Consider the following 12,960-nt stretch of genomic DNA (forward strand, 5'->3'; position numbering starts at 1 on the left):
GCCGACGTGAGCCACTGGAAGGCGCTGCGGTCCTACTCCGCGCTGCCCGCCTCGGCGGGCTACTGGTTCCTGGCCGTCACCCTGATCGGCCGGATCCCGGCCACGATGGGGCAGTTGGGCTCCCTGCTGCTGGTCAGCGGGAGCACCGGCTCCCTCGCGCTGGGCGGGGCCGCCGCCTCCGCCTTCGCGGTCGGCCAGGCGGCCGGCGGCCCGGTCGTCGGCCGTCTGGCCGACCGCCGCGGCCACCGGCCGACGGGCCTGGCCGCGGCGGTGGCGCACACCGCCTCCCTGGTCGCGCTGGTGCTGTGCGCCGACCACGGCGCGCCCGTGTACACCGTGCTGGCCGCCTCCGCCGCGGCCGGATGCTCCGTCCCCCAGGTCGGGCCGCTCTCCCGCGCCCGCTGGACCGCCCTCGCGCACGCGCGGCGGCTGGCCGCCGGCCGCTTCCCGACCGCGATGAGCTTCGAGGGCACCTCGGACGAACTCGCCTTCGTCCTCGGTCCCGCCCTCGTCGGTGTCATCGCGGCGGCCTCCTCGCCCCGCGCCGCCCTGCTGACCGCTGCGGCGCTCACCCTCACCGTCTGCGTCGCCTTCGCCCTGCATCCCACGGCCCGCCTGGTCGCCCGCGGGCAGGGCGAGCGGCCGGAGGGCGGTGACGCCCCGGTCCGCCCGGCCCCGATCGCCTTCCTGTCCCTCGCGCTGGTCTGCCTCGGCTGCTACTTCGGCTCCGTACAGGCCGCCATCACCTGGCGCGCCGCCGACGCGGGGGCCGCCGGCAGCGCCGGGCTCATCTACGCGGTGCTGGGGCTGAGCAGCGCCATGGCCGGGGCCCTCGTCCCGATGCTGCCCGCCGCCTTCACCCTCGCCCGCCGCCTGCTCACGGGGTACGCGCTGCTCGCCGTGCTCAGCGTGCCCCTCGTCCTCACCGGAGGCCTCCAGATCGGCGGGCTCGGGACGCTGGGGCTGCTGATCGCGCTGCCCGGCATCCCGATCGCACCGGTCCTGGTCACCGCCTACACCCTCGCGGAGGCGACCGTTCCGGCGCGGAGGATCTCCTGGATCATGACCGTGCTCTCCTCGTCGGTGGTGATCGGCTACGCGATCGGCGCGATTCTCTCGGGCAGCCTCGCCGACCGCCTCGGCCCCCTGCCCGCCTTCCTCACCGCCCTCGGCGCGGCGGCCACCGGCACGGTCCTCACCGCCCTCGCCCAGGGCCGACTCCGCTCCCTGCGGCAGCCCGTGGCACCGGCGGTCCCGGACGAGGCGGAGGGCAGCCTCCGTTGACCTGACTCCCGCACCAAGCACACGGCCTTTCCGATGAGTTGGCACCTCCATCTGTCGGAATCCCGGTGGGTTCAGTAGGTTCTGCATGATCAACAGGTCTATACCTGTCGGTCCGTTGTGCCCCTGTCCACACACCGCACACCGCGCGGAACCTCATCCGGGAGAGACAGCACCATGCGAAGAACCACCCGCCACCGGCTGCGCGACGCCCTGACCGGCGTCCTCGCCACAGGGCTGGCCGCGCTCGGCCTCGCCGCGACGCCGACCGCGGCACACGCCGACGCGGCGCCGCTCACCGTGCAGTACCGCACCGGGAACACCGGCGCCACCGCGGGCCAGTCCGCGCCCTGGCTGACCGTCCGCAACACCGGCTCCGCCCCGGTCCGGCTCGCGGACGTCACCCTGCGCTACTACTTCAGCGCCGACGCGCCGAACGCCTCGTACCGCTTCGCCTGCGACTGGGCGGTGCGCGGCTGCGCCAACGTCACCGGCGCCTTCGGGACGCTCTCCCCCGGTACGGCCACCGCCGACCGCTACCTGGAGATCGGCTTCACCGCGGGCGCGGGCTCCCTCGCGCCCGGCGCGACCAGCGGCGACCTCCAGCTGCGCTTCCACCGCGCCGACTGGAGCCAGCTGCGGCAGAGCGACGACCACTCGTTCTCCGCGGACCGCACCTCGTACGCCGACTGGACCCGGGTGACGGCCCACCTCGGTGGCGCCACGGTCTGGGGCACCGTGCCCGGTCCGGTGGAACCGCCGCCCGCGCGGGCCCTGTTCGACGACTTCGCCTACACCGCCCACGACGACCCGCGGCTCGGCGCCAACGGCTGGATGGTTCGGAGCTGGAACGGCGGTCCGGGCGTGCCCGGGGCCACCTGGTCGCCGGGGAACATCTCCTTCGGCACCGACAACGGCGCGTCGGTGATGAAGCTGCGCACCGAGACCACGGGCACCGCCGCGACCACCCGCCAGGCGGAGATCTCCACCACGACGATGAAGTTCCGCGAGGGCACCTACGCGGCCCGGGTCAAGTTCAGCGACACCCCGGTGTACGGGCCGGACGGGGACCAGGTCATCCAGACCTTCTTCGCGATCAACGACCTCAAGGCCCCCATGGCGCGGGACTACTCCGAGTACGACTTCGAGTACCTGCCCAACGGGGGCTGGGGCGAGACCGGGAGCACCCTGTACACCACCTCCTGGGACACCTACGACTCGACCGGCGTCGAGCCGCCGGTGAACACCCACACCGCCGACCGGGCGGGCTACGACGGCTGGCACGACCTCGTCCTCACCCTTGACGACAGCGGCATCCGCTACTACGTCGACGGCCGGCTCTTCGCCACCCACGGCACCGACTACCTGCCCGAGCGGGGCATGCTGATCGCCTTCAACCAGTGGCTCACCAGCCTCGCGGGACAGCCCGACACCACCACGCCCCGCGCCTACGAGCAGGCGGTCGACTACGTCCTGCACGTCCAGGACCAGGTCCTGACCCCGGCCCAGGTCGCCGACCGGGTCGCGGCGTACCGCGCGGCGGGCCGCACCTTCGAGGACACCGTCCCCGCGCTCTGACGGCACCGCCGCCTCCCCCACCGGGGAGCACCGGCCGTGCGGCGGGCCCGGCCACCACCCCCGGCCGGTCCCGCGCCACCACCTCCGACGACAGGACCCGGGGGTGGCCCCTGGGCGCCGACCGGGGCCGACGATGAGCGGGCGCCCCTGCGCGTGCGGGCGGGCCACCGAATCCCCCGGTCGGGGCGGGGGGACGGAACCGACGGCTCCGCGAACGCGCGATGCCCCTGGCGATTCCTCCCCGCCCCGGCCGCACGCCGGACCGGATGAACCCGGTCCCGCGCATGCCTGTGCCGTGCTTCCCGATTCGTCTAATCTGACCGGCAATGCATCAACTCGCTTGAGGAGTGGTCGGGTTGGACATGAGGCTGGCGGACGCGGTGGCGGCTGTGCGGGACGAGCTCCTGCAGGCCCAGGCCCGAGGGAACGGGCAGGCGATCGTGTTCGAGGTCGGACCGGTGGAAATGGAGTTCGAGGTCGAACTCCGGGCGGACGCGAACGCGGCGGGCAAGTTCCGGGTCTGGGCGGTGTCGGCCGAGGCCGGAACGAGCGTGTCACGGGGAACCACCCACCGGGTCGCCGTCACTCTGACGCCCAAGCGGGCGGAAGGCAACGGCACACTGAACATATCCGGCACGGACCACGGCGTGTCCGGGCCCGGCAGCTACCGCACGGACTGAGCCCGTGTCCCCGCGGAACAGCACGGACGTCGAGGACACCGTGCCCGAGGACCGGGTGGTGGTCGTCGCCAGCCCCCAGTGCCGGGGCACGGGCCACCTGGTCGGCTCCAGGCTGGTGCTGACCTCGGCCCACGTCGTCGGGGACTCTCCGACGCTCACGTTGTACCGGGCCGGCAGGCAGGGAGTGTTCCGGGCCTCCGTGGTGTGGCACGGCGGCCAGGACCTGGGCGGGGATGCCGCACCGCTCGACGCCGCTCTGCTGTACGTCAATGACGCCGCGTGGGAGCCCCCCAGGTCGGCCGCCGCGCGCTGGGGCGAGTTCGTCACCATGCGCGCGGATCAGCGCTGCGCGGCCCTGGGCGTACCGAACCTGGCCCAGTTGCAGGGCATGCACCACGATTCCGCACAGGACCACAAGCCCTTCACGGAGCAGGAACACGTCAGCGGCTCGGTCAATCCCGGCAGTGCCCGTGTCGGCGGCAGATACGTGTTCGCTCTCGACCGAGCCCCGTCGGACTGGCCTCATGGGGAACTGCCCTGGGGCGGTCTCTCCGGGGCGGCGTTGATGTCGGGTGGTTTCGTGGTGGGCGTACTCCTGGCCGAGACTCCGTTCTCCGGACACGGCGCGCTCGATGCCGTACCCACGTACAAGCTCCATCGGAACGAATCGTTCCGTACCGCGCTCAGGCGCTACGAGGCCGACTCCCTCCGGTTGGAGCCCGTGGAGTTCGCCCCTCTGATCGACCGCGGCTCCGCCGTCCCGGACCGGTCCGGTGCGTCGCCGTCCGCACTCCTGCGACCCGAGTGGGAGGTGGTCGGCTTCCACGGCCGGGAGGAACTGCTGAACGACCTGCTCGACTGGTGTGCGCAACCCGGCACGGACACACTGCTGGTGCACGGACCGGCCGGTCAGGGAAAGACCCGCCTGGTGCGCGAACTCGCCGAACGACTCACCTCCGGAACCGGCCGTGGCCGGTGGACGGCCGTGTGGCCGGACCGCGCCGCGCCCGGCCGGGACCTCAAGGCCCTGGCCGGGGCGGAGCACCGGGTACTGACGGTGATCGACTACGCGGAGCAGCGCACCGACCAGGTGGTGGGGCTGATCGAGTCGGTTCCCGGCCGCGACCTGCCGTTCAAGACGATTCTCATCGCGCGGACCGACGGGCAGTGGTACGAGCGGGCCAGAGAGCACAGCGACCGGGTCGGGGACACACTGCGGCGGGCCGCACGGGTGGCGCTGCCCGCGCTGGCCGTGGAGGTCACGGAGCGTCCGGCGTTGTACCGGCAGGCGGTGGAGGCCTTCGCCGAGCAGCTGAGTCTGCTGGACGGCCACCGGCACACTTCCTGGGCGGAGAAGGCCGCCGGCCTGCTTCCACGCGATCTGGAACACGCGGACTTCGCCAATCCGCTCACCCTGCACATGACCGCGCTGGCGGACCTGCTGGACAGGGGTGATCACGCTTCCGCGCCCGGGCGGCCCTCCCGCACCGGGCTGATCACCAGCCCCGGCGATCCGGATGACGCGGAGGACCGCCTGCTCCTGCACGAGGCACGCCACTGGAACGGCGTCCTCGCGAACAGCGGATGCGACGACGCGTCACCGGAGGCGAACGCCTTCCGGGACGCGCTCGCCGCAGTGACGCTCCTGGACCCCCGCGACCACGCACACGCCGACAGCGTCCTGCGGCGGGTCCGTGGTCTGTCCGACGACCGGCTGCGCCACGCGGTGGAGGACTGGCTGTCCACCGTCTATCCACCCACCGGTCCCGGGACCGCGCCCTGGGGATCCGTCCAGCCGGACCGGATCGCCGAACGCTTCGCGGGCCGACGTGTCCTGGCCCGCCGCCATCTGCTGCCCGCGCTGAGCTCCGACATCGCCGAGACGGACGCACAGCAGTTGCTCACCGTCCTCGCCCGGGCCGCGCACCACCGCCCGCTCCGCGCCGAGCTCGGACCCGAGATCATCCGGCTGTGCACGGCCTCCGCCGACACCCTCGCGCTGCCCGCCATCACGGCCGCCACCCGGGTCGAGCAGCCGGCGCCGCTGCTCGACGCTCTCGCCATGCTGGTCGACGCGCCGGAGACCGGCCTCGCGCAGCTCGACGCGTGGGCCGAGACGCTGCCCGACACGTCGTACAACCTCGGCCCCTGGGCCGTGCGACTCCTCGAACGGCTGGTGGAACTACGTGGTGGCAGGCCCGACGAGGATCCATCGGATCTGGTGATCCGCACTCGCACCCAATGCCACTTGTCCAAGCAGTACGCCGGGATCGGGGAGTACACACGGGCTCTGAAAGCGGCGTCCGAGGTCATCGGCCTGCTGACGCCCGCCGTGTCGGAGCACGGCCCCGACACCCCGCACGGAGCGGCTCTCAGGAAGACGCTGGCGAGCTGCCTCAACAACAAGGCGGTCTTCCACACCGTGCTGGGGCACTGGCATCGGGCCCTCAAATCGGCCGACGACTCCGTGCGCCACTTCGCGTCGATCGAGCGGCACTCCTCACTCGACCAGCCCGAGCACCTGCTGACCGCGCTGGGCACTCGTGCCAACGCCTACGGCAACCTCGGCGACCCCGCACGCGCGATGGCGGACTGGACAGCCGTGGTCGAGCGCCGACGGGACCTGGCGGCCGACGGCACGGAGGAGACCTCGGTGGCCCTCGCCCTCGCCCTGAACAACCTGGCCATCCGACAACATGACTGGGGTCACAGCGCGAAGGGTTTGGCCAGCAGCCAGGAAGCCGTCGCGCTGTTGCGCCCCTTGGCAGAACGGCGGCCCGACGCCCACCGGCCCCTGCTGGCGTCTCTGCTGGGCACCCTGTCGAACATCCTCGGCGACATGGGACGGGTCGCCGAGGCCGTGACCGCCGCCCAGGAGGCCGTCGCCCAGCGGCGCAGGCTCGCCATCGGGCGCCCAGCGGCCTACAGCGGCGATCTGGCCCGCAGCCTCAACTCACTGGCCATTCTCCTGAGTCAGGTCGGACAGGGCAGTGAGGCCCTCAGTGCCGTCCAAGAGGCCGTCGAGCTCTACGAGGGCCTGGCGAAGGAACATCCGACGGCATACCGCGAGCCTCTGGCCATGACCCTGAACACCCAGGCCAATGAACTCAGCGCTGCGGGCAAGGCCGAGGAAGCGGTCCGGGCAGCGAGACGTGCTGTCGACATCTACGCCGGCGTGTGCGAGACCTATCCCGAAGTCTTCGCGGCCGACCACGCGATGGCGCTTGGCACCTTGGGGCTACATCTCGACGACATCGGTCAAGGTGAGGAAGGGATCACCAGACTCGAACAGTCCGCCCGGATCTACCGGGCAATCCCTGAACCTCAGCCCACCGCTGTTCGGGCCGACCTCGCGCGCTGCCTCAACAACATCGCGGTGCTGCACCGGACCGCCGGCCGAGCCGTGGAGGCGCTCACGGCATGCGAGGAGGGCGTCGAGATCAGCCGAACGCTCGCCGACACGGCTCCCGGGGCGTTCAACCGCCTGCTGGCCCGGCTGCGCACCAGCCAGGCCCTGTGCCTGCACCTCGCGGGCCGCTTGGACGAGATCCCTCCGGTCGCCGAGGCGGGCGTCGAGGCGGCCGCGCCCACTGCCGCCGAACCGGACTCGGCCGACAACCTGGCCATTCTCAGCAGACTGCTGGGCCAGACCCACCGGCCTGAAGCAGCGCGGGCCGCGATGCGGCTGGTGGTTGACGCGCGGCGCGATCTGGCGCGGCTCGACCCCGAGCGCCACAGGTCCGACCTGTTGAAGTCACTCAAGCTGTTCTGCCGGCAACTGGCCTCCGCGGGGATGCACCGGGATGCCCTCCCGCTCGCCATCGAGCTGCTGGAACTGCGCCGCCTCGACTGGAAGCGACGGCGGACCCCTGCCCACCGGGCCGAAGTCGCCACGGCGCTGACCGGCGTCGGCGACCTGCTGCTGGAGTTGGACCGTCACCGGGACGCCGTCGGCTACGCGACGGAGGCGGTCGAGTTGTGGGCGACGGCACCGCAGTCGGAACGAGAGGATGCCATGCCCTTCCCGGCCCTTGCCTCGCTCTCGTACGCCAGGGCGTTGTGGATGGTTGGTGACGTTCCGCACTCCCTGGAGGCTGCCCGGGACACGGCTGACGCGTTTGAGCGAGTGCCCGACGACACGCCTGCCCGCCGTGCGGGACTTGCCCTGGCCCTGACCGTTCTCGGTGCCGTGGTGGCCGAGGCCGACGGACCGGAGGCGGGCCTGCCACACCTGGACCGGGCGGTCACCGCCGCCCGGTCGATTGCCGACGGGGAGCAGGGGGCGCACGAGGACATCGTCGCCGCCGCATTCGCCACCAGAGCGGCGGAACGTGCGCGCGCTGAGCCGCCCCACCCCGAGGCCATGGCGGATGCCGAGAAGGCGGTGGAGATCTACGGACGGCTGCCCGACGTCACGGCGGACACACGTGCGGCGGTCGCGCTGGCCACTCTCGGGCTGTGCCGGTCCCAGAACGGTCTCGGCGCCGAGGCACTCACCCTCACCGCCGACGCCGTCGCCGCCGTACGAAGGATCGGCTCTCCGAGGACCATCGCCGACCGGTTCGCCGTGTCGGTCGTTCTGTTCGACCGGGCCAGAACCAGAGCACGGGTCGGCTCCGGTCGTGCCGAGGCCGTCACCGAGGTCACGGAGGCCATCACCCTGCTGGAGCAGATCACCGACGCCTCGCCCGTCTTCATCGGGCGCACCCTGCGCAAGGCACACGAATTGCGTGATGAACTCAATGCGGTACAGCTGAGTGTTCCGGGCGGTTCCGCCCCGACACACCGCGAACCGTCGTAGGGCCTCTCGTTTGGATCATGCCGGGCTCACGGGGTCTGGCCTGATCCAAACGAAAGACCCAGCCCGGGTCGCCCTGACGGGGCGTGCCACCGCGACACCTGCCCAGGGCCGGCGCCCGTTTCACATGTCGGAACGTGCATACGCATCGTGGTACCGCCGGCCGAGAGGCTGCCACCCGACCTCACCGGATGACCGGGCATGGGCAGCAGCCGTCCAAGGCAGCACGACGGGACCCGCGCGGGCAGTCACGGTCCGCTTCACTCGATCGAGTTATAAAGCGACGAGACCGTTCTGCCCGTTGCCCTCTCTGCCTAGCCTCGGTGAGGAGATCGCCGAGTGGTCGTCGGTGCACCACTTCACCTCGCGGAATCCGCCTGCAGAGGAGCAGGCGGACGTGACCGGAAGGCCCGGCGACCGTCAGGGCATCGTCCCGGCAGGTCCAGGTGTCGCGCGGCCCATCGGGCCGCAGGTGGACGCGAGGTGCGGTGCGCTCGCTCCCATCTCCTGGTTCCCGGCCGCTCCCAGCCGTACGGGCCGCCCCGGGTCACCGGGGTCTCGGGCCCCGATCACGAAGAGGTCCCATGCGCCACTTCACGCATCCCCCCGCCCCCCTGCGCGTGCTGCCGCGCCGGCGTGGCCCGAGACGCCCCTCGGCCGGGTTCGCCCCACGGTGCCGGAACGGGTGGGCCGGCCGACTGCGGGTCCTGGGCTCCGCCTTCCTGCTCGCGGTGACGGGTGTGCTGTTCACCGCGATACCCGCACGGGCCGCGTCCTCCATCGACGTCTCCGCGACCACCGTCGTCGCCGGGGACACCTTCACCGTCCGCTTCACCGGCTCCGCGCAGACCGCGCGCCGGGACGCCGGTTTCAACCTCTACTCGGGCTCCACGAACCTCGGCACGCTCGACTCGTTCACCACAGTCGAGTCGTGCAGCGGGAACACCGGTCCGTGCGTCAACCAGCCGTCCCTCGGACCGAGGGCCCCGCTCGGCGATCTGAGCGCGGGCGAGGCGTTCGGGGGGTCGATCACCCTGCGCGTCGGGCCCGACACCCCGGCCGGCACGTTCGTCCTGCGCTACCAGCTCTACAGCAACACCCAGGGCGGCGAGGCCACCCAGAACGGTCCCGTCATCACCGTCACGGTGCCGTCCTCCGACCTCGGCGTGAGCCTGACCGCCAAACCGCGCCCGGGGATCCTGGTGTCCCACCTGTCCTACACCGCCACCGTCCGCAACACCGGTCCCGACGCGGCCACGTCCGCCACCCTGAGCGTGGACCTGCCCGCCGGGCGGACCGCGACCCATCTGTCCCCCGGCTGCACCTCCGGCCCGGGCCGCGTGACCTGTCTCCTCGGGGCCGTCGCCGACGGGGGCGAGGCCGTGTCCACGTTCCGGCTGCCGACGAGCCTGCTCACCCTGGGCCATGTCGACGTCACCGCGGCCCGCACCGCTTCCACCCCCGGCGATCCGAACCCGGCCAACGACAGCGCCACGGCCACCTGCGCCGTCCTCTCCGTCGTCCTCGCCTCCTGCCCGTAGGCCCGGACCGGCGGAGCACGGCGATGCCCTCACCGGGACGCGGTCGCGGTGAGGGCACGGCGGACGGCACGAGCCCGCCCGCGGCGACGGGCGGGGGCAGGCGCCGGACCGCTCCCGGTCCGCGCGACCGGGCGCGTACCCCCCGTGCCCGGCGTCAGGATGTCCTGCGAGCCGCGGCGCGACGCTGCCGCTTCCCCAAGGGCGCCTGGGACAGGTCCTCGGCCTGGGACCTGAGGTTCTTGTACCCGTAGCCGCGTTCGCCCAGCCACGCCCTCGCCGCCTCCTCGGCCCGCTCGGTCGCCTCCAGGATGTCCTCCTCTTCCTCCCCGGAGTCCCGGAAGCGGAAGGTGAACGCGGACCGCGCGGACAGGTCGTAGCTGAGGTGCCCCTCGGGGGTGAAGGCGGCGCGCAGCACGTCGTGCTCGGGGGCGCGGGCCAGGAGTTCGGCACGCTGGTCGGCGTCCAGGCCGTCGAAGACACCGCGGACCATGATGCGGAAGGTACGAGTACTCATCCTCCGACCCTAGGCAGCCCGGCCGCCGGACTCCATGTGTTTTCCGGCGGACCCGGGCCCTGCCCCGGAACACACCGACGCCCGTCACGGCGGAGGGACCGGCCCGTCCTCTCCCCGTCCCGCTCCCGCACGCACTCGCACGGACTCGCACCCGGCGGATGCCGCCCGGCGGTCTCCCGCCCGGCCGTCAGCACGGCCCCCGCCGTCCGACCTGACAGAGAGCGGGCTCCCACCTCTGCCTTCCGGACCCTTCTGCGAGACGCTGGCCGCGCGGCACCGACCGCCGACGGCCCCGTCCGACGGGTCCCGTCGATCGCCCCTGGCCCGGGTGGCGCAACAGGCAGACGCGCCCGCCTTAAAAGCGGTTCTCGTGTGGGTTCGACTCCCACCCCGGGCACGGACGGGACGGTCCGCCCGTCCCCGCCGCCGGGCGCACATCCGCGACCGGGCGGTGCGCGGGCCGGCCATCGGATGCGGAGGGAGGGCCTACCCCACTCGTCCAGCAGCTCCGTGCGCTCATCGGTCCCGGCCCTCCTCGATCGCGGTCCCCTCGGCCCCGGCCCTCCTCGGTGCCGGCGATCCGCTCCTCCAGGATGTCGCCGGGGCCGAACGGCGGCCACCGCTTCGGCGGTGGCCGGTTCACGGTCTCCCACCGCAGCGCCACGGGGCGCCGTCAGCCCGTACGTGCCCGGCGCCGCCCTGGATGCCGGGCCCCGGGCAACGGCCCGGACGGAGCCGCAGGCTCATACGGTCTCCGCCCTCGCCGTCCGCCCAACGCGCCGGTTCCCGGTCCGAAGGCCGGTACCGCACCCCTCGCACGGCTTCGCGGCGCCCTCCCCCGTCACCGGCGGCGCCTCGGCGGCCGGATCGTTCCGTCGCGCGGGGGGCCTGGCGTGAACGGCCCGGTGCCGCACGCCCGGAAGTCCTCCGGAAGGATCCGGCGCGGCGGGCGAAGGGCTGTGCGGGGCAGGGCAGCGCGGACGGTCGCGCATGCGGCGGAGCGGGCGGGCAGGCGTCGGCGCGGAGCCACCGCCTGCCCGCCCGGACCCCGGCGGCCCTCACGGGCCGGACGCATCCCCCAGACTGACGGCCCGTACGGGGCAGGCCCGGGCCGCCTCACGGAGCAGTGTTCCGCGCCCGCCGTCCTCGCGTCCGGGGACGACGCTGCCGAAGCCGTCGTCGTCCTGGGTGAAGACATCGGGAGCGACCAGGGCGCACTGCCCGGCTCCGATGCAGACGTCCTTGTCGATGGAGACGCTCACGGGCGGGCTCCCCCTCTCTCCTCGACCGGGCACGGGCACCATCGGGTCCTCACCAGGTGACGGGGAGTTCGAGCATCCCCTGGATCGTGTCGCCCGGCTTGAAGGGGATCTCCTCCGCCGGCACCGCGAGGCGCAGCCCGGGCAGTCGGCGCAGGAGCGTCCCGAGGGCGATCTCCAGCTCCGTTCGGGCCAGGTTCTGCCCGAGGCACTGGTGGATGCCGAAGCCGAAGGCGACGTGGTGCCGGGCGGACCGTTCCCAGTCGAGCGCGTCGGGGTCGGCGTAGACGGTGCCGTCGCGGTTGATGAGCGAGGTGGAGAACACCACTCCGTCACCCGCGCGGATGACCGTGCCGTCGACCTCGACGTCCTCGCGGGCGACGCGCAGCATGCCGTCCGCGATGGACAGGAAACGGAGCAGCTCCTCGACGGCCTTCGGCAGCAGCGCGGGGTCCGCCCGCAGCTCGGCCAGGCGCCCGGGGTGGCGCAGCAGGGTGTACGTGCCCAGGGAGATCATGTTCGCGGTGGTCTCGTGCCCGGCGACGAGCAGGATGGTCGCCAGCTGCACCAGTTCCTCGCGGTCGGGGCCGCCGTCCCGCGACCGGCGTGCGACCAGCGCGTCCAGGACGCCCTCACCGGGGTTCGCGTGCTTGCCGTCGATCAGCGCGCCGAGGTAGTCCTCCAGCCGGGTGAGCGCCTCCAGGGTGTCCTCGGCGGTCGGGCCGCGCAGCAGCCGCCGGGACTGCTCCTCGAAGAAGGCGTGGTCCCCGTACGGGACTCCCAGCAGGTCGCAGATGACGATCGACGGCACGGGCAGCGCGAAGGCGCTCACCAGCTCGGCCGGTGGCCCCGCGGCCTCCATGGCGTCGAGCAGCCGGTCCACCGTCGCCTGGATCCGCGGCCGCATCCCGTCCACGTGCTTCAGGGAGAAGCTCGGGATCAGCAGCCTGCGCTGGGCGTTGTGCTCGGGGTCGTCCCGGCCGAGCAGCGCGGAGCGTCGCCTGCGGCGCACGGCGACGGCGCGTTCGGTGGGGAGCGGGAAGTCGGGCCGGGTGGAGTCGGTGGACAGCCGCGGGTCGGCGAGCAGTTCGCGGGCGGTGCGGTGCCCGGAGACCAGCCACACCTCCCGCCCGTCCCACAGGGTGACGCGGGACAGGGGGCGCTCCTCGCGCAGGGGGTCGTAGGCGGCCGGGGGATGGTAGGGACAGGAGCGGCTCTGAGGGAAGGCTACGGCTTCTCCGGTGGTCGTCATCGGAACACCTCGCAGACGGTGGATCATCGGCTCGGGCGTTGGCTCCGTAGCCCACTA

At 72.9% G+C, this 12,960-nt stretch carries 8 protein-coding genes and 1 tRNA gene; 6 read left to right on the forward strand and 3 right to left on the reverse strand.

Annotation, left to right across the window (positions count from 1 at the left end; translation table 11 throughout):
- Positions 1 to 6 precede the first annotated feature (6 nt).
- The 5 genes from ACZ7LB_RS26565 (at position 7) to ACZ7LB_RS26585 (ending at position 9,878) form a co-directional block, all read left to right on the forward strand.
- Positions 7 to 1,284, forward strand: a complete 1,278-nt coding sequence (locus ACZ7LB_RS26565) for an MFS transporter (RefSeq protein WP_471471742.1) — start codon at positions 7 to 9, stop codon at positions 1,282 to 1,284.
- A gap of 174 nt (positions 1,285 to 1,458) precedes the next feature.
- The gene (locus tag ACZ7LB_RS26570) at positions 1,459 to 2,859 is read left to right on the forward strand and encodes a cellulose binding domain-containing protein (protein ID WP_471471743.1); all 1,401 of its coding nucleotides are present in this window, start codon (positions 1,459 to 1,461) and stop codon (positions 2,857 to 2,859) included.
- A gap of 362 nt (positions 2,860 to 3,221) precedes the next feature.
- Entirely contained in the window at positions 3,222 to 3,539 is a 318-nt protein-coding gene (locus ACZ7LB_RS26575; RefSeq protein ID WP_471471818.1) for a trypco2 family protein, read from the forward strand.
- Positions 3,540 to 3,543: 4 nt separating this feature from the next.
- Positions 3,544 to 8,340 carry a tetratricopeptide repeat protein gene (locus ACZ7LB_RS26580; RefSeq protein ID WP_471471744.1) on the forward strand — a complete coding sequence of 1,599 codons (4,797 nt, stop codon included), beginning with the start codon at positions 3,544 to 3,546 and terminating at the stop codon, positions 8,338 to 8,340.
- A 728-nt stretch (positions 8,341 to 9,068) separates the two neighbouring features.
- Positions 9,069 to 9,878, forward strand: a complete 810-nt coding sequence (locus ACZ7LB_RS26585; protein WP_471471745.1) for a hypothetical protein — start codon at positions 9,069 to 9,071, stop codon at positions 9,876 to 9,878.
- 154 nt (positions 9,879 to 10,032) lie between these two features.
- Here the strand turns inward: ACZ7LB_RS26585 and ACZ7LB_RS26590 are convergent, their stop codons facing one another.
- Positions 10,033 to 10,392, reverse strand: coding sequence for a DUF6204 family protein (locus ACZ7LB_RS26590; protein WP_471471746.1), 360 nt, complete (start codon positions 10,390 to 10,392; stop codon positions 10,033 to 10,035).
- A 322-nt stretch (positions 10,393 to 10,714) separates the two neighbouring features.
- Here ACZ7LB_RS26590 and ACZ7LB_RS26595 point away from each other — a divergent pair.
- Positions 10,715 to 10,789: transfer RNA gene (locus ACZ7LB_RS26595), tRNA-Leu, on the forward strand.
- 661 nt (positions 10,790 to 11,450) lie between these two features.
- Here the strand turns inward: ACZ7LB_RS26595 and ACZ7LB_RS26600 are convergent.
- The gene (locus ACZ7LB_RS26600; RefSeq protein ID WP_471471747.1) at positions 11,451 to 11,654 is read right to left on the reverse strand and encodes a ferredoxin; all 204 of its coding nucleotides are present in this window, start codon (positions 11,652 to 11,654) and stop codon (positions 11,451 to 11,453) included.
- A gap of 49 nt (positions 11,655 to 11,703) precedes the next feature.
- Positions 11,704 to 12,903, reverse strand: a complete 1,200-nt coding sequence (locus tag ACZ7LB_RS26605; protein WP_471471748.1) for a cytochrome P450 — start codon at positions 12,901 to 12,903, stop codon at positions 11,704 to 11,706.
- Positions 12,904 to 12,960: the final 57 nt, after the last annotated feature.

It is taken from the genome of Streptomyces sp. NPDC107521 (assembly GCF_055598485.1).

Excerpts from the sequence above, each read along its gene's own strand:
- ACZ7LB_RS26570 (WP_471471743.1), top strand. The coding sequence starts at position 1,459 with ATGCGAAGAACCACCCGCCACCGGCTGCGCGACGCCCTGACCGGCGTC.
- ACZ7LB_RS26575 (WP_471471818.1), top strand. The coding sequence starts at position 3,222 with ATGAGGCTGGCGGACGCGGTGGCGGCTGTGCGGGACGAGCTCCTGCAG.
- ACZ7LB_RS26590 (WP_471471746.1), bottom strand. The coding sequence starts at position 10,392 with ATGAGTACTCGTACCTTCCGCATCATGGTCCGCGGTGTCTTCGACGGC.
- ACZ7LB_RS26605 (WP_471471748.1), bottom strand. The coding sequence starts at position 12,903 with ATGACGACCACCGGAGAAGCCGTAGCCTTCCCTCAGAGCCGCTCCTGT.